The organism is Dactylosporangium sp. CS-033363 (assembly GCF_050942475.1).
Taxonomy (GTDB): domain Bacteria; phylum Actinomycetota; class Actinomycetes; order Mycobacteriales; family Micromonosporaceae; genus Dactylosporangium.
Map to the genome: position 1 here is coordinate 8,263,728 of NZ_CP192032.1, position 16,829 is coordinate 8,280,556.

At 72.4% G+C, this 16,829-nt stretch carries 9 protein-coding genes and 1 pseudogene; 6 read left to right on the top strand and 4 right to left on the bottom strand.

The genetic code is table 11. From position 1 onward, the window contains the following. Position 1: 1 nt before the first annotated feature. Genes ACQPZ4_RS38100 through ACQPZ4_RS38110 form a run of 3 tightly spaced genes read left to right on the top strand, consistent with a single transcriptional unit; the run spans position 2 to position 5,489 of the window. A complete protein-coding gene (locus ACQPZ4_RS38100) occupies positions 2-2,398 on the top strand; it encodes a hypothetical protein (protein ID WP_433047147.1) in 2,397 nt (798 codons plus the stop codon). After that, positions 2,395-4,977 (top strand): hypothetical protein, encoded by a 2,583-nt coding sequence (locus ACQPZ4_RS38105; protein ID WP_433047150.1) that lies wholly within the window; start codon positions 2,395-2,397, stop codon positions 4,975-4,977. Before ACQPZ4_RS38100 ends, ACQPZ4_RS38105 begins: the two co-directional genes overlap by 4 nt. Continuing rightward, on the top strand, positions 4,974-5,489 hold the full coding sequence (locus tag ACQPZ4_RS38110) for a hypothetical protein (protein WP_433047153.1): 516 nt from the start codon (positions 4,974-4,976) through the stop codon (positions 5,487-5,489). The genes ACQPZ4_RS38105 and ACQPZ4_RS38110 overlap by 4 nt, the downstream gene beginning before the upstream one ends. A gap of 18 nt (positions 5,490-5,507) precedes the next feature. Here the strand turns inward: ACQPZ4_RS38110 and ACQPZ4_RS38115 are convergent, their stop codons facing one another. Next, positions 5,508-6,974 carry a CehA/McbA family metallohydrolase gene (locus ACQPZ4_RS38115; RefSeq protein WP_433047156.1) on the bottom strand — a complete coding sequence of 489 codons (1,467 nt, stop codon included), beginning with the start codon at positions 6,972-6,974 and terminating at the stop codon, positions 5,508-5,510. Between the two features lie 116 nt (positions 6,975-7,090). Here ACQPZ4_RS38115 and ACQPZ4_RS38120 point away from each other — a divergent pair, with 116 nt between their 5' ends. Both ACQPZ4_RS38120 and ACQPZ4_RS38125 read left to right on the top strand, forming a co-directional pair. Next, complete coding sequence (locus ACQPZ4_RS38120; RefSeq protein WP_433047159.1) at positions 7,091-9,145, top strand: phosphocholine-specific phospholipase C; 2,055 nt, start codon at positions 7,091-7,093, stop codon at positions 9,143-9,145. A 294-nt stretch (positions 9,146-9,439) separates the two neighbouring features. Then, a pseudogene (locus ACQPZ4_RS38125) lies at positions 9,440-10,379 on the top strand (transposase). 61 nt (positions 10,380-10,440) lie between these two features. On the opposite strand, the gene ACQPZ4_RS38130 reads toward ACQPZ4_RS38125, so the two are convergent. The 3 genes from ACQPZ4_RS38130 to ACQPZ4_RS38140 form a co-directional block, all read right to left on the bottom strand. After that, a complete protein-coding gene (locus ACQPZ4_RS38130; RefSeq protein WP_433047162.1) occupies positions 10,441-11,478 on the bottom strand; it encodes a LacI family DNA-binding transcriptional regulator in 1,038 nt (345 codons plus the stop codon). 86 nt (positions 11,479-11,564) lie between these two features. After that, positions 11,565-13,739, bottom strand: coding sequence for a discoidin domain-containing protein (locus tag ACQPZ4_RS38135; RefSeq protein WP_433047165.1), 2,175 nt, complete (start codon positions 13,737-13,739; stop codon positions 11,565-11,567). A 132-nt stretch (positions 13,740-13,871) separates the two neighbouring features. After that, entirely contained in the window at positions 13,872-14,981 is a 1,110-nt protein-coding gene (locus ACQPZ4_RS38140) for an ROK family transcriptional regulator (RefSeq protein ID WP_433047168.1), read from the bottom strand. A gap of 133 nt (positions 14,982-15,114) precedes the next feature. Between ACQPZ4_RS38140 and ACQPZ4_RS38145 the strand changes: the two genes are divergently transcribed. Continuing rightward, entirely contained in the window at positions 15,115-16,722 is a 1,608-nt protein-coding gene (locus tag ACQPZ4_RS38145) for an MFS transporter (RefSeq protein ID WP_433047171.1), read from the top strand. Positions 16,723-16,829: the final 107 nt, after the last annotated feature.

Sequence of the window (16,829 nt, forward strand, 5' to 3'; positions counted from 1 at the left end):
CGTGTCGATCCGCCTCCCGTCGCCGCCCGGTGGGTTCTGGGCGCTGCCGCTCCTGGTGGTGTTCGCCGCGCCGGTCTGGCTGTTCACGCCGTGGCGGGTCGCGCTGGTGATCTCGCTCGTGGTGGTCGGCGGCGTGCTCGTCGGCCTGCTGGTGCGGGGCCTGGTCAGCCGGCGGTGGAGGCCGCGGATGCGCCGCCGCCGGGCGTACCTGGTGCCGGCCGACCTGCCGCCGCCGCCCGAGCTGCTGATCGGCCGGGACGACGCGCTGGACCGGCTGGCGGCGCTGCTCGACGCGGCGCATCGGGAGCGGGGCGGGCCGGCGATCGCGGTCGTCACCGGGCGCGAGGGCGTGGGCAAGACGGCCCTCGCCGTGACCGCCGGGCACCTGGTCGCGCCGCGGTACCGCGACGGGCAGATCCTCGTCCGCTTCGACACCCAGCGGCCGGACGGCGACGAGCTGGCGCGGGAGTACCTCACCCGGGCGCTGGTCGGGCCGGGCGACGCCGATCCCGGCGCGGAGGGCTTCGACCGCTGGTACCGGCGGCGCACGACGGCCCGGCGGCTCCTCGTGGTGCTGGACAACGTGCCGGCGGGGCTCGACCTCGCGCGGTTCACGCCGGCCGGGCGGCGGTGCGCGCTGATCGTCACCTCACGCAGTACCGTCGAAGGCCTTGCTCCTGATCTTGTCGAGCACCTCGAGCCGCTGGACGGCGACGCCTCCCGCCGGCTCGTCGCCGCGCTGCTCGGGGCGGGCGCGGTCGTGCTCGACGAGCGGCTGGACGAGCGGATCATGCGGGCCGCGCGCGGATATCCGGCCGCGCTGCAGATGGCGGCCGCCGTCGCGCGGTCGCGGCGCAGCGAGGACCTCGACGTGCCGCCGCGGGCCGAGCCGCCCGGGGACGCCGGTGCGCTGCCGTTCGCCGAGGTCCTCGACCTCGCCTGCGCGCTGCTCACCGAGCAGGAGCGGCGCTGCCTGACGGTGCTGTCGCTCAGCGAGCACCGGCGGGTCGCGCCGTGGACGCTCGTGGCGCTGGCCCGCGGCGCGTTCCCGCACGACGCCACCTTCGCGGCCTTCGACGAGTTCCAGGCCGGGTGCGTGCTCGACCGGCTCGCGCGGGTGCGGTTCGTCGAGCTGCGCGCCGACGAGCGCTCCGGGGTGGCGGTGTTCCGGATTCCGTACTACGTCCGCCAGTACGCCGCGATGCTCGCCGACGCGGAACTGGGCGCCGAGGGCATCGAGCGGGCCAAGGACGCCTACAGCGCGGCGGACCGCAGCCGGCTCGAGCGCCAGCCGGAGATGCGCCTGCGCCGCGACGTCTACCACCTGTTCGACGACGGCCGGCTCAGCGAGGCCCTCGGCAACGCCCGCGAGGTGGTGCACCTGGCCCAGGAGCGCAGCCAGGCGGTCAAGGACCGGCGCAGCGTCGAGGCCGACGCGGCCCGCCGCGACGAGGCCCTCGCGGAGGCCGGGCTGGCCGAGGTGTTCGCGGAGCTCGGCTGGATCGACGACGCGCTGTCCGCCGCGACGTCGGCCGCGCGCAGCGTCGAGGCGGCCACGCGGTCGCGGGCGCTGCGGGTGCAGGGGCGGATCCGGTGGCGGCTGCGGCAGAGCGCCGCCGCCGTGGAACGCCTGCGGCTGGCCCGGGAGCAGGCCGAGCGGATCGAGCAGGACCCGGCCGAGCTGATCCGGGTGCTGCGCGAACTGACCGTGGCGAGCGCGCTGTCGGCCGAGCCGGAGACCGCGCTGGAGTACGGCGAGCAGGCCCTGCGGCTGTGCGGGACGGGATCGGCCGAGCAGCCCCGCCGGCTGCCCGGCGTGCTGTGGGCCTACGGGCTGGCGCTGACCGCGAACCGCCGCCACGAGCGGGCCGCCGAGGTCCTCAGCCGCGGCGACACGCTGAGCGGGCAGCCGGAGCTGGCCCAGGGGCTCTGGCGGCCGTGGATCCGCCACCAGCGGGCGTACCTGGCCCTGCAGAGCCGCGACTTCGAGGCCGCCCGCGGCTTCGCGGTGAGCGCGCTCAACGGCTTCACGACGCTCAAACACCGCTACGGCAGCGGCCACAGCCGGCTGCTCATCGGCCGCGCCTGCCTGCACGAGGAGCGGGACCTGGAGCGGGCGGTGTCCGCGCTGGAGGAGGCGCTGCAGACGTTCCAGCGCTGCGGCGACCGGTGGGCCGAGGCGGAGGCGTCGTACTGGCTCGGCGTGGCGTACAAGAACCGTGGCGAGCTGCCGAAGGCCACGCTGCTGCTGCGCCTGGCGGTCGAGATGTTCGAGACGCTCAAGGACGGCGCGGGCGCCAAGGACGCGCGGGAGGCGCTGGACCGGGAGTGGTCGCTCTCGTCGCTGCTCGGCCGGCGCGGGACCCGCCATTCGGAACAGCCGCGGATCTCCACGTGAGGCGGCGGCTGCGCGGGCTGCGCATCTACCTCGCCGTGATCGCGGGCGCGCTGACCACGGTGATCAGCACGGTCTACGAGAACGTGCCACCGTCGCTGCGGTACGGCTCGCTGATCGTCATCGCGCTGCTCAGCGGCGTGGTGCTGCTGCTGACCGACACCGGTCCGGCGAAGAGCCCGGGCGGGCGCGACAGCAGCGGCGACTGGCCCACCACGGCGCGCTCGGGCGTCGAGGCCCGGCAGGGGCCGGCCGAGCCGATCGCCCAGACCGCGTTCGCCGGCCGCGAGGCCGAGCTGGACGAGCTGACCCGCTGGCACGACGAGCAGCGGGCCGAGCGCGCGTCCGGCCGCGCGCGCCGGGCGGCCGGCCTGGGCTGCGTGCAGGTGTTCCTGCACGGCGGGCCGGGGGTCGGCAAGAGCGCCATCGCGCGGAAGCTGGCCGAACGGCTCGCGCCGCGGTACCGCCACGGGGTCCACATCGTCGACCTCGGCACCGCCGGCGCCCCGCGGCCGCCCGGCGAGGTGCTCACGGAGCTGCTGCTCGCGCTCGGCTGGCCCGAGTCCGACGTGCCGGCCGACCCGCAGGGCCGGGCCATCGCCTTCCGCTCGCTGGCCGCCGGCAAGTCGCTGCTGTTCGTCTTCGACGCGGCCCGCACCGCCGACCAGGTCGAGATGATCATGCCCACCCACCCGCAGAACGCCGTCATCGTCACCAGCCGCTTCGACCTGTCGCTGGTGCCGGACATGCAGGCGGCCCGCTCGTTCCTGGTCGACGTGCCCAGCGAGTCCGATGCCCTGCACATCTTCCGGGCCATGTCGCGCACCGAGGACCGCGACAGCCCGTACTGCGCGGCCGAGATCGTCGAGGGCTGCGGCCGCCTGCCGGTCGCGATCCGCTCGGCCGCCGAGCGCATCTACGACGACGCCACCAACGTCTGCGCGGTCGCGTCCTACCTGCGCGAGCCCACCACGCGGCTGTCCCGCCTGGCCCAGCCCGGCCGCCAGGTCCAGGAGGTGCTGCAGTCGGAGTTCGACCGGCTGCTGCCGATGGAGCGGCAGGCCCTGACCAACCTGGCGTTCCTGCCGTCGCCGACGTTCGCGCCCTGGATCCTCATGCCGCTGCTCGACGTCACCCTGCGCGAGGCCGAGGCGCTGGCCGACCGCCTGCATGCCGCGCAGCTGGTACGGGCGGTCGGGGCGGCCCGCCGTACCCACGTGGTGCGCTTCACGGTGCCGCCGCTGGTCGGGCTGTTCGCCTCGCAGTTGGCGGCCGACGTGCCCGCCGACCGCCGGCGGGCGGCGACGCGCCGGGCGGACCGCGCCTACCGGGCGCTGACCGCCCGCGTCCTGAACCGCATCACGCCCGAGGCGCACCTCGCCGAACCGGCCGATCCCTACGTCGACGGGCTGCTCCTCGCCGACCGCATCGCGCGGGACGTGCCGGGGTGGATCGACGCGGAGTACCGCACGATCCTGCACCAGATCGCCGTGGCCGCCCGGGCCGGCGACGACGAGGCCTGCTGGCGGCTCGGCGCCCTGCTCAACGGCGCGACCCCGGCCGCGGTGGACTACGAGTCCACGGCCGCCGCGTACCGCCAGGCCACGGCGGCCGCCGAGCGGATCGGCCCCGGCCCGTTCACCGCCACCCAGCTGGCCAAGGCCCGCTTCCTGGCCGCCGCCGGCCGCTACGGCGAGGCCGAGATCGCCTTCGACCTCGCGCTGGAGGCCGCCAAGCGGGCCTGCACCCCGCAGGAGCAGGCCGAGTACGCGATCGTCAAGCAGCTCCTGCTGGGCCAGGCCCTGGTCCGCATGGGCGCCCACGACCTGGCCGACGAGCGCCTCACCGACTGCCTGCGCCGCGCCACCGAGGCCCGCGCGGCGACCCACGTCTCCAACGCCGAGATCCTGGTCGCCATCAACAGCCACGTGGAATGCCCGTACTGGGTGCAGGACCGCCTCCAGGACGACACCCTCGACGACATGGGCCGCTTCAGCGCGAGCATCGCCTACGCCGAATCCGCGCTGCGCGGCCGCGAGTGGTCCACCGCCCTGCACCACTTGCGCGCCGCTCGTTCATCGCACGACCTTTCCCGGGCCGCCTTCGTGGCGGTGCGCACGGCGGAGGTCCACCTGGAACACGCCCGGTACCTGGAGCGCACCGCCCGGCCGCAGGGCATCGCCGCCGCCCTGGACCGCGCGATCGAGGCGGCTTGCGGGGCGATCTGGCGGTACCACCAACTGCGCGACAACGCCGGCGAGCACCGCGCGAAGTGGGTCCTGGCCCGCGCGTTCGGCGCCGCCGGCCAGCTGGGCATGGCCGAGCAACTCGCCCAGGGCCTGAAGACCGAGGTCACCGACACCCACAAGGACCCCGACTCCCCGGGCCGCGCCATGGTCGCCCGAGTCCACCAGCTCAACGGCGAGCTGTTGTACCGCTTCGGCGACGCGACGGCGGCCCGCACGGTCCTGATCCAGGCGGCGACGCTGTTCCAGATCCTCGGCGACCCGATGTCGGAGGACGACGTCCGCGAGACCATCCAACGCCCGCCGCTCGCCGTCGTCGGTACCGTACGACCGTGACCGACACCCCCACGCCGGCCCCCCGCTCCCGCCAGGCCCGCACGGCCCTCGTCCTCGCGAGCGTGAGCCTTGTGCTCTCGCTGGTCGCCTGCGCGGTGGTCGCCTTCGCCGACTTCGACCTGCTCCCGGTGCAGTCCAAGCCGACGGAGGCGACGGCGGGCCAGGTGGAGGCGGTGGCCCACGTGACGCTGCCGCCGGGGACGGTGCTGCTGGCCGCGGCTTACAGCAACGGCCTGGAGACCCGGCTTTCGGCCAAGTTCCGCTTCCCGCGCACGGCCCTGGACCCGTTCGTGGCCGCGGCGAAGTTCACCGCCCCCGTGACCCCGGGCTTGCGGGCCGTCACGGCAGCCCAGAACGTCGGGGGCGGCAACCTCTTCGACCCGGACGCCGCGGTGTCGGTCTCGGGGATCAAGGAGGACCAACCGACGGCGGACGGGACGTACCGCTCGGCGTTGTTCGGCCTCGACGCCCCGGACACGGTGACGGTGTACCTGTACGCGAGCCGCGGCTGACGAACACCTGAGCGCGGGTCAGGCGCCCAGGAAGATGGGGTTCGTCAGCGCGACCATGGTGTCCGCGGTGGTCGGGGTCGGCTGCTGCCTGCGCACCTCCGCCCGTACGTAGCGCGCGTTGCGGGCGTTCGTCTCCCAGGTGACGGTCGCGGCCGGATCCGGGCCCAGGACGGTACCGTAGCGCTGTCCTTGGTCTGTAATGAGCCGCACCGCGCAGCCCGCGACGCCGCTCACCTGCAGTGTCACCGTCACCGGGGTGTCGTCCGGCACGCGGAGGCGTTCGCCGATGCCGGCGCTGCGGCCCTGGGCCGTGGCGGTGAAGGCGAGGTCGACCGCGGCCGACTCGGCGATCCACAGGCGGCCGGCGCGGACACCGTCGAGGACGGACTTGCGGTCCAGGGCCTTCGCGAAGACCACGTTGTGCGGCAGGCCCACGACCTGCGGCTCGCTGTGGGCGTCGCTGTCCCCCACGGCCGGAATCCAGTCGGCGCGGCCCTCGCGGGCGGCCGCGACGAGCAGGTTGTCCCAGCCGGCCAGGACGGCCTCGTCGTCGAGGGTCCAGGGGCCGTTCCAGACCTCCACGGCGTCCAGGCCCGCGTAGCCGAACTTCCAGCCGCACGCCACGCAGGTGGCGAGGGGGTGGGCGGCGACCGCGAGCCCGCCCGCGCGGTGGATCTGCTGGACGAAACGGGCGAGGGCGCCGTCGACCGCGCGGTACCGCCAATCGATCCACGTCCCCGCCGGCAGCCCGATCGCGGTGTAGTGGCCGTTGCGGGTCGTGATCTCCTCGCCGTCGATGATGAGCAGGTCGGGGCCGGCGAACTCGCCCCAGACGGCCGCGGCGCTCGACGTGTTGTGGTCGGTGGAGACGATGAAGTCCAGCTTGGCGGCACGCGCGGCCGTCGCGACCTCGGCCGGGGTGCGCCGGCCGTCCGAGTGCACGGTGTGCAGGTGCATGTCGCCGCGGTACCACGCTGCGCCCCGCCCGGTCGCGCGCGGCGGGGCGGGGTTCGGGCGGAACGCGGGTCCCTCGGGGCCGAACTCCAGCTTGACGGTGATCGTGTAGTTCAGCCCCTGCGGGTGCACCGTGTACGGCCCGAGGATGACGTGCCAGGTGCCCCTGCGGATCGGGCCCGGAAGGTACCCGGGCGTCGCGTCGGTGGCCGACACCGTGAAGCTGGTGCGGAAGCCGCCGGACCAGCCGCGGAAGCCCTTCTCGTCGCCGAGGTCGAAGCCGTGCTCGTCGAACAGGCCGATGTCGAGCGCGTTGCCGTTCTGCCCGGGCGGCGCCGCGGGCCGGTCGTACGTGTAGTCGACGGTGATCCGGTTGACGCCCGCCGGAATCTCCAGCGGCACATAGAGGAAGTCCGGGGCGCCATAAGCGATGTGGCCGCTGATCGTGGCGGTCTGCGGCTCCGGCCCCGGGCCGAACTGGATGGCGATCAGGCCGGCGGCGCCACCGGCGAGCAGTTGACGACGATCCATATGGGCAGCCTGCCGCATATCGATGGACCTCAAGCGACTGGGAGATGACCGGTGTTAGCGCATCGCACAGCCAGGGCGCCCCGGCTGTACATGTGCCGCCCCTAGCGTCCGGGGTCATGGCAAATGTCGATCGTCGTACATTTCTTCAGATGGCGGCGGCCGCCGCTGTTCCGCTGCCGTTCGAGCAGGCCCTGTCGATCCCCGCGCACGACAAGCACGGGTCGATCGAGGACGTCGAGCACGTCATCTTCCTGATGCAGGAGAACCGCTCGTTCGACCACTACTTCGGCACCATGCGCGGGGTGCGCGGCTACGCCGACCCGCACCCGGCGAAGCTCGCCAACGGCAAGAGCGTCTTCCACCAGCCCGACGGCGACGGCGAGGTGCTGCCGTTCCGGCCGCCGGTCAAGGACATGGGCAAGACGTTCCTGCCCGACCCGCCGCACGGCTGGAACGACACCCACGGCGCGTGGAACAACGGCCGCTACGACGGCTGGGTGCCGAACAAGGGCGTCACCACGATGACGTACCACCAGCGCAAGGACCTCGACTGGTCCTACGCCCTCGCCGACGCGTTCACGATCTGCGACAACTACCACTGCTCGCTGCTCGGGCCGACTGACCCCAACCGGTACCACATGTGGAGCGGCTGGGTCGGCAACGACGGCAAGGCGGGCGGGCCGGTCATCACCAACGCCGAGGCCGGGTACGACTGGTCGACCTACCCCGAGCGGCTGGAGCGGGCCGGCATCTCCTGGAAGGTGTACCAGGACGTCGGCCTCGGGCTGACCGCCGAGGGCTTCTGGGGCTGGACCAGCGACCCGTTCATCGGCAACTACGGCGACAATTCGCTGCTGTACTTCCACCAGTACCAGAACGCCGCCCCCGGCTCGCCGCTGGCCAAGGCGAAGCAGGGTACCGAGATCAACAAGCAGGGCCGCAGCCCCGACGCGCTGCTGGCCGACTTCAAGGCCGACGTCGAGAACGGCAGGCTGCCGGCTGTCTCCTGGATCGTGGCGCCCGAGGCCTACACCGAGCACCCGAACTGGGAGCCGGACTACGGCACCTGGTACGTCTCGCAGGTCATCGACATCCTCGCCAAGCACCCCGAGGTGTGGAGCAAGATGGCCCTGTTCATCACGTACGACGAGGAGGGCGGCTTCTTCGACCACCTCGTGCCGCCGACCCCGCCGGCGACCCGGGCCGAGGGCCTGTCGACCGTCCCCGTGACGAACGAGATCTACCCCGGCTCGGCCGACCACCCGGCGGGCCCGTACGGGCTCGGGGTGCGGGTACCGATGATCATCGTGTCCCCGTGGACCCGCGGCGGCTACGTGAACTCGGAGCTGTTCGACCACACCTCGCTGATCAAGTTCCTGGAGCGCCGGTTCGCGCGCGGCCGCAAGGACCTGGTCGAGTCCAACATCACCCCGTGGCGGCGGGCCGTCGTGGGCGACCTGACCTCGGCGTTCGACTTCAAGACGCCGAACGCCTCGCGCCGCGTGGACCTGCCCGGCACGGCCGACCTGAAGCCCGCCGACCTGACCCGCCAGCCCGACCAGGTGCCGGTCCCCCCGGCCGACGGCAAGCTGCCGGCCCAGGAGCGCGGCGTCCGCCCGGCCCGCGCGCTGCCCTACGCCCTGCACGCCGACGGCCGCCCCTCGGCCGGCGCGTTCGCGGTCGACTTCCGCAACAGCGGCACGGCCACGGGCGTCTACCAGGTCCGCTCGGCCGACCCGGCGCTCGCCCCGCGGACCTACACCGTGGAGCCGAGCAAGCAGGTCACCGACGTGTGGCCGGCCGACAAGGGCTACGACCTCAGCGTGTACGGCCCGAACGGCTTCTTCCGCCGCTTCGCCGCCGGCACCCGCCAGCCGGGCGTGACGGTCCGCGCCCGCTACCACGGCTGCGGCATCGTCCTCGAGCTGACGAACAAGAGCTCCAAGCGCGTCGATGTCAGCGCGGCCGACCGCTACACGGGCAAGCACTCCCGCATCTCGCTGCGCGCGGGCGAGACGCACTCGGAGGAGTTCTCGCTGGACCGCAGCCACGGTTGGTACGGCCTGACGCTCACCATCCCCGGCGACTCCGTCTTCTCCGCGGAGTACGCGGGCCACGTCGAGGACGGCGACCCCTCGATCAGCGACCCGGCGATGGGCGGGCTGGTCTGATTTCACGCTGGGCCGGCTCGCCGCGCGGGCCGGCCCCTCGCGTGTTGATCACGAAAAGTCGGGCGCTGGCGCGCCGCGACTTTTCGGACTTATACCCCGACGGGGTATCTGGGTGCTTCACGCCGTGACGTACGCCCGAAACCGACATGTCCTAAATTTCGCCTGTCGGGCGATAAAGGTGATAAAGGAGACCGTCAATAGGGTGGAATCGGGGCGTTCGGGACGTAGGTACGGGAACGGGCACAGGCATCGGTCGATCGTGGGAGTTCTCTACGCTCTGCGACTGACCTGGGGATGCCTGTGCCCGTGCTGCCATCATCGCTGCTGGAACCGATCTGGATCGAGTTCGCCGCGCTGTTACCCGTCCGGGGTGAGTTCGATCCCACGCATCCGCTGGGCTGTCACCGGCGGCGGGTGCCGGACCGGGTGGTGTTCGAGCACGTCATCGCTGCCTTGGTCCACGGATCGGGTTACGAGCGGATCGCCGGTCCGGGCTGCTCGGACTCGACGATCCGCCGCCGGCTGCGGTCGTGGGCGTCGGCCGGCCTGGGCGGGCACGTGCATGCGCTGGTCCTGGCCGCGTTCGACCGGATGATCGGGCTGCAGCTGAGCGATCTGGCTGTGGACGGGTGTAGCACCAAGGCGGTGGCGGGCGGCGCGCACGTGGGCCGGTCACCGGCCGACCGGGGCAAAAGGCGGCCGGGGCAAAGGCGGCCGGGGCAAAGGCGGCCGGAAACGGTCGGTGGTCACTGACGGCGGCGGGGTCCCGCTCGGCGTCGTCGCGGCGGGCGCGAACCGGCACGACGGCCCGCTGCTCGGCCCGCTGCTCGGCCCGCTGCTCGGCCCGCTGCTCGGCCCGCTGCTCGGCCCGACCCTCGACGCCGCGGTCAGCCAGGTCGGACCACGCTGGCCGGAGCAGGTCACGGTGCATCTGGACGCCGGCTACGACTCCATCCCCACCCGGCAGCTGCTCGCCGGGCGAGGCTGGACCGGCCGGATCGCCCGCCGTGGCCGGCCAGCGCCGGTCCAGGCCGGCCGACGCTGGGTCGTGGAAGCCGACCACGCCTGGATGAACGGGTTCGGCAAACTCCGCCGACACACCGACCGCCACCCAGCCGTCATCGACTTCTACCACTACCTCGCCGCGGCCCTCGTGACCCTGCGAGCCCTCATCCGCCAAGCCCGCACCCACTGCCGATGGACCGGCATGCCCACAGCACGGCGACTCCGATGACACCTACTGACGGTCTTCCTAAGTCGCGGCGCGTCAGCGCCCGACTTATCTCACCCAAGTCTCAAGCTGACGCGCGAACGACCAGCTCCGGGTTGAAGATCACGGAGCGCGGCGTGCGCTGCGGCTCGCGGATCCGGGTCATCAGCAGCGACGCCATCTCGCCCGCCATCTCCTCGACGGGCTGGCGGACGGTCGTGAGCGGCGGATGGCACTCGAGCGCGGCGGTCGAGTCGTCGAACCCCACGACCGCGATGTCCTCCGGGACCCGACGGCCTGCTTCCTGTACAACTCGAAGCGCACCGTCCGCCATGAGGTCGTTGGCGACGAAGACGCCGTCGACGTCCGGGTGCTCGGCCAGCAGGCGTGCCGCGGCCCGCTCGCCGCCGGAGCGGGTGAAGTCGCCCTCGATGTGGCGCGGGGTGAGGCCGTGGGCCCGCACCGCCTCCTCGAACGCGGCGAGACGGTCCTGGGCGGCCGGCATGTCGAGCGGGCCGGTGATGGTGGCCAGGCAGCGGCGGCCCAGGGCGGCCAGGCGGTCGACGGCCAGCTGCACGCCCGCGCGCTGGTCGACGTCGACGAAGCTGATGGTGACCGGGTGGCCGGGGCGGCAGGAGAGCACGACCGGAATGCCGAGCTCGACGAGCTGGGCGGGGAGCGGGTCGTCGACGTGGCTGGAGATCAGCAGGGCGCCGTCGACGTGGCCCTGCCGGAGGTACCGGAGCAGATGCGGCCGCGCGGGTGGGTCGGCCAGGAAGATGACCAGGTGGATGCCCAGCGGCCGGAGCACCTCCTGCGCGCCGGCGGTGATGCGGCCCAGGAAGGGGTCGGTGAACATGCGGGTCAGGAACGGCGTGGAGTAGCCGCGGTTCTCCGGCTCCGACACGACCAGGGCGATCGAGTCCGTACGGCGGGTGACCAGCGAGCGGGCGGCCAGGTTCGGCACGTACCCGGTCGCGGCGATGGCCCGCTCGACCGTCCGGCGCAACTCGGGATCAACGGTCTGCACACCGTTGATGACCCGGGAGACCGTGGCGCGTGACACTCCGGCGTAGTTGGCGACCTGCTCGAGGGTGGGCGGTCGCGCGTCGCTGCCCGTCATGGTTGTCACGGTAGATCGTGCCCCGTTGCGATGAGGAGCCGCGGGTGGACGGATACGCATGTCACGTCCACCCGCGGCCAGAATTGTTACTTGTAGACCCGGACGTAGTCGACGTACATCCGCGACGGGAACGGCGTGGAGGCGTCGATCGGACCGGGGAAGTCACCGCCCACGGCCAGGTTGAGGATCAGGTAGAACTGGTGGTCGTAGACCCACGGGCCCCGGGTCGTCTCCACCGTGTCCTTGTTGGCGACCAGGATGACGGTGTTGTCGACGCGGAACGTCATGTGCTTGCTGTCCCACTCGACCGAGTAGACGTGGTAGTCCAGCGAAAGATCCACGGTGGTGAGCTTCTGGCCGTAGCCACCCCCGCCGTTGTACGCCGGAGCGTGCAGCGTGGAGTACACATCCGTGGTGCTCTTGCCGAGGATCTCCATGATGTCGATCTCGCCGTTGTAGGGCCAGGGGCGACCCTGCAGGAAGTCGGCGCCCATCATCCAGAACGCGGGCCACAGGCCGTTGCCCTTCGGGACCTTGACCCGGGCCTCGACGCGGCCGTACTGCGTCGTGAAGCTCGTGCTGGTGTTGATGCGGCCCGAGGTGTAGTCGCGGCCGCCGGCGGTCTCCTTGCGGGCCTCGATGACCAGCGAGCCACCCTGGATGCTGGTGTTCGCCAGGTTCGAGTAGTACTGGATCTCACCGTTCTGGCCGGTGCCCGGGTCGACGTGCCACTTGGACGTGTCGACGTTGGTGCCCGTGTTGAACTCGTCGCTCCAGACCAGGTTGGTGGCCGGGAAGATCGGGTCCGCGGGCGGGGCCGGCGGCTGGGTCGGGGCGCCGCCGGTGCCGTACACCTTGAACTCCCAGATCGAGTAGCCGTAGCCGTTGGAGCGCTGGGTGCCGTACATCCGCACGTAGCGGCCGTTGCCGTTGACGTTCAGGGTCTCCTTGAAGCCCTTGCCCGTCGTGGTGGTGTAGATGTTGGTCCAGTTGGCGGCGTCGTTGGAGGTCTGGATCTGGTACGACACCGCGTACGCCGGGTCCCACTGCAGGACGACCTGCGTGATGTGGGCCTGCGCGCCGAGGTCGACGTAGATCCAGCCCGGGTCGACCCAGCCGTTGTCGGGGCTGGTCGCCCAGCGCGAGGCCGGGTCGTTGTCGAACGCCTTGTCGGGCGTGCACGGGTTGCAGTTCGAGTCGTTCTGCGAGGTCGAGGCGACGGCCGGCTTCTTGTACGACAGCAGCACCGAGTTGCCCGGGTTGGAGGGCGACTGGCTCGGCGAGCTCGGGGTGTCGTTCGTCGTCGACGGCACGCCGGTCACCCGGATCTGGAACTCCCACAGCGAGTAGCCCCACTGCGTGGCCCGCGCGGTACCGTTCATCCGCACGTACCGGCCGCTGCCCGTGACGTTGAGGTTCTGCACGCCGCCGGTGCTCGTGGCCGTCGTGTAGATGGTCGTCCAGGCGTTGCCGTCGTTCGAGGTCTGGATCTGGTACGCCGTCGCGTAGGCGGCCTCCCAGTTCAGCGTCACGCCGCAGATCGACTGGACCGAGCCGAGGTCGACGCGCAGCCACTGCGGGTCGGTCGCGGCGCTGGACCAGCGGGTTCCGGCGTTGCCGTCGACGGCGGACGAGGCCGGCGTACCGGCGTTCTCGGTCGACGACGCGGTGGCCGTCTTGCCCTGCGCGGCGTTGGCGGAGCCGCAGCTGCCGGGCGTGGTCGGCGAGCCGCCGAAGATCTGGAACTCCCACAGCGAGATGCCGTACTGGGTGTTCTTGGCGGTCGCGTTGAGCCGGACGTACCGGCCGGTGCCCGTCACGCTCAGGCTGACGTTGGCGCCGCCGGCTCCGGTCGTGGTCGAGTAGATCTGCGTCCAGTTGCTCGCGTCGTTGGACGTCTGAATCGTGAAGGCGGTCGCGTAGGCCGCCTCCCAGTTCAGCGCGACCCGGCTGATCGACTGCTGCGAGCCGAGGTCGACCTGGATCCACTGCGGCACCGAGAACGCGCTGGACCAGCGGGTGCCGGCGTTGCCGTCGGTGGCGCTGGAGGCCGGGGTGGCCGCGCTCTCGGACGAGGAGGCGGTCGTGGGCTTGCCCTGCGACAACAAGGTCTCGGCGGCGTTGGCCCGGGTGACGACCACGACGATGTACGCACACAGCATGGCGGCCACCGCGAGCGCGATGATGCCGTAGCGCAGCGTGCGCCGGCTCGGGCCGATTCTGGCGGATCGATGGCCGGGGGCGGAGACCGACCAGTCCATGTGGGACTCCTTCTGGCGGGGTGTAACACGGCGGGTTGAGAGAGCGCTCTCTCAGAAAGCCACAATGACCCTTCGGTCAAACCCTGTCAATGGCCGGGCACAATTTGACCGTACTCGGGGAGCGCTCTCTGACTACGCCCTCCACTCGTGCCGCAGCAGCGCCACCGCCCCGAACACGTCCGCCCGCTCGGCCAGCTCACCCATGGTCACGGCGGCCGCGCTCACCGGACTGGCGAACCGCTCGACCGTCTCGGCGACCCCGTGCACGATGTGCGCCCCGGCCGGCCCGACGGACCCGTCCACCACGATCACCTCGGGATTCAGCAGCGTGCACAGATCGGCGAGCGGCCGCCCCGCGACCCGCCCGACGTCGACGAGCAGCCGCTGCAGCCCGATGTCCCCACCGGCGGCGAGCCGCAGCACGGAGCCGAACGTGAGCGGCTCGGCGTACGCGGGCTGCGCGAGCTCCAGCAATTCGGTCGAGATCGTGTGCCGCATGCACCCCCGCCCGCCGCACGGGCACACCGGCCCGTCGGCGCGCACCTGCACGTGCGCCAGCTCGCCGGCGAACCCGGCGCTGCCCCGGATCAGCCGCCCGCCGAGAATCAGCCCGGCCCCGAGCGCCTGCTCACCCAGCTTGAGCAGCACCACGTCGGTCCTCCCGCGCGCGGCGCCGAACCACCACTCCCCCAGCACCGCGAGGTTCGCGTCGTTCTCGATGAATGTTTCGGTACCGGTACGAGCCCGCACCGCCCCCGCCAGCCCCGCATCGACCCAGCCGGGCATGAACGCCCACCGCCGGCTGCTGCTCCTCGGCACCGGCGCCCCGACCCCGACCACGATCGCGACCAGCTGCCGCGCCCCGGCCCGCTCGAGCAGGTCCTGCATCACGCCGACGGCCGCTTCCTGCGATGCGGATGCCTCCAGTACCCCGCTGGCGGTGCCCAGGACCTCCCCGCGCAACGTCGCCACGGTGGCCTGCGCCCGCCCCCCGAACGCGCTGACCACGCCGATCGCCGCTGCGGGCCCGTTGAGCGCCACCACCTTCGCGGGCCGCCCGGCGCCGCGCTGCTCCACCAGGGTGGGCTCGCGCTCGACGACCAGCCCGGCCTCGACCAGCCCGGCCACGATTCCCGCGACGGTCCCCTTGGGCAGCCCGAGCACCTCCCCCAGCTCCGTGCGCGTGCACTCCCCGATCTGCCCGAGAAACGCCACAACCCGCCGCTGTACTGGCCGCAACATGCCCCCGATATTAGCCCGGATTCAAGCAAACCCTTCGGCCGATGCCGCGCTTTGACAGCACTTTTGTAACGTCGACCAGGTGACTGTTGTGTTGGATTCGACTGATTCCGAGCAAATTTCCTCGAACCGCTTGGTGCGCGCGTTCGAATCCCTGCGCGACCGCCGGTACCGCCTGTGGTTCTTCAGCCAGGTCTTCTCCTCCTCGGGCACGATGACCTCGGCCGTGGCCCAGTCCTGGCTGGTCCTGCAGATCAGCGGCAGCACGATCGACATCGCCCTGATCACGGCCCTGCTGTTCCTGCCCACCCTGTTCGCCGGCGCCTGGGCCGGTTCCCTGGTCGACCGCACCGACGTCCGCCGGCTCCTGCTGGGGACCAACATCGCCTTCGCCGTCCTGGCCACCGCCCAGGCCCTGTTGATCGCCACGGGCGACATCGAGCTGTGGATGCTGTTCGCCTTCAGCGCGCTCAACGGCCTGGTGTTCGCCTTGGACCAGCCCGCCCGCCAGGTGTACGTCTTCGAGCTCGTCGGCCCCGCCCGCCTCACCAGCGCCGTAGGCCTGTACGAGGTGGTCCTGAACGCGTCCCGAGCCCTGGGCCCAGCCGCGGGCGGCCTCTTCCTGGCCACCGCGGGCGTCTCGGCCTGCCTCCTGTTCAACGCGGCGACCTACCTGCCGTCGATCGCCCTCCTGATCAGCTTCCGCGTCTCGTCGATCCGCCCACCCCGCTTCGCTCCGTCACCCACAGCCGCACCACCGCCGGCCACCGCAACACCGCTGACCACCACACCGCCGCCCGCAGCCGGACCGCCGCCGGCCATCGCACCGCCGCCCGAAGCCGCACCGTCACGCTTCATCGGGCAGCCGCCGCCGGTCGCACCACGTTCGGCCATCGCAACATCGCTCACCGCCGCACCGCCGCCGGCCACCGCACCGCCGCTGGCCACTGCACCGCCGCCCGCTGTCGGACCGTCACGGTTCATCGGGCAGCCGCCGTCGGTCGCGCCGCGTTCGGCCATCGCGCAGCTCGCGCCGGTGGCTTCGCCGGCCACAGACAGTCGAGCGGCGACCGGACCGCTGCCGCCGCTCGCTGGAACGGGCGGAGCCGACGCCGCGCTGCCCGCCGCGCCGACTGCGACCGACGGCCGCGCGCGGGTCGGCCGCTCGGGGCGGTTGAGGGCCGGTCTGGCCGTCGTCCGCCGGGATCCCGTGATCCTGTCCTGCGTCGTCCTGGCCGCGGTCAGCGGCATGATCTTCAACCTCGGCGTTACCACCCCGCTGTTCGCCACGAGCGTGCTGCACCTGGGAGGGGGCGGCTACGGTGCGCTCACCGCGTGCTTCGGCCTCGGGGCGCTGCCGGGCGCCTTCATGGCCGCGAGTACGCACGGTGCACCGTCCCCCCGCGTTGTTCGGGTCCTCGCGCTCGCCACCTCCCTGTCGGTCCTGGCCACCTGCCTGACGCCCGTCGCCGCGGGCGCGTTCGTGGGTATGGTCGTCGTCGGGTTCTGCTCGATCTGGCTCGTCGCGACGGCGAACACGCTCGTCCAGCTCGCGGCCGCTCCGGGCATGCGCGGCCTCATCATGGGGATCTGGGCCATGGCGCTGCCCGGCATGAACCCGCTCACCGGGATCGTCGCCGGGGCCGTCGCCCAGCTCTCGCCCCGAGCCGGACTCGGCCTCGGCGGCGCCCTGATGCTCGTCGTTCTGGCCGCCACCTGGCGTTCCCTACACCGCAAACCCTAGACCGGGGGTACGACAAAAACGCCCAGCGGCCGGGCCTCGTCGTCCCGGCCGCCGCCCGAACAAAACCAGCCCGATCCAAAGCCGGCCGCCACTCGAGGAGCCGACCG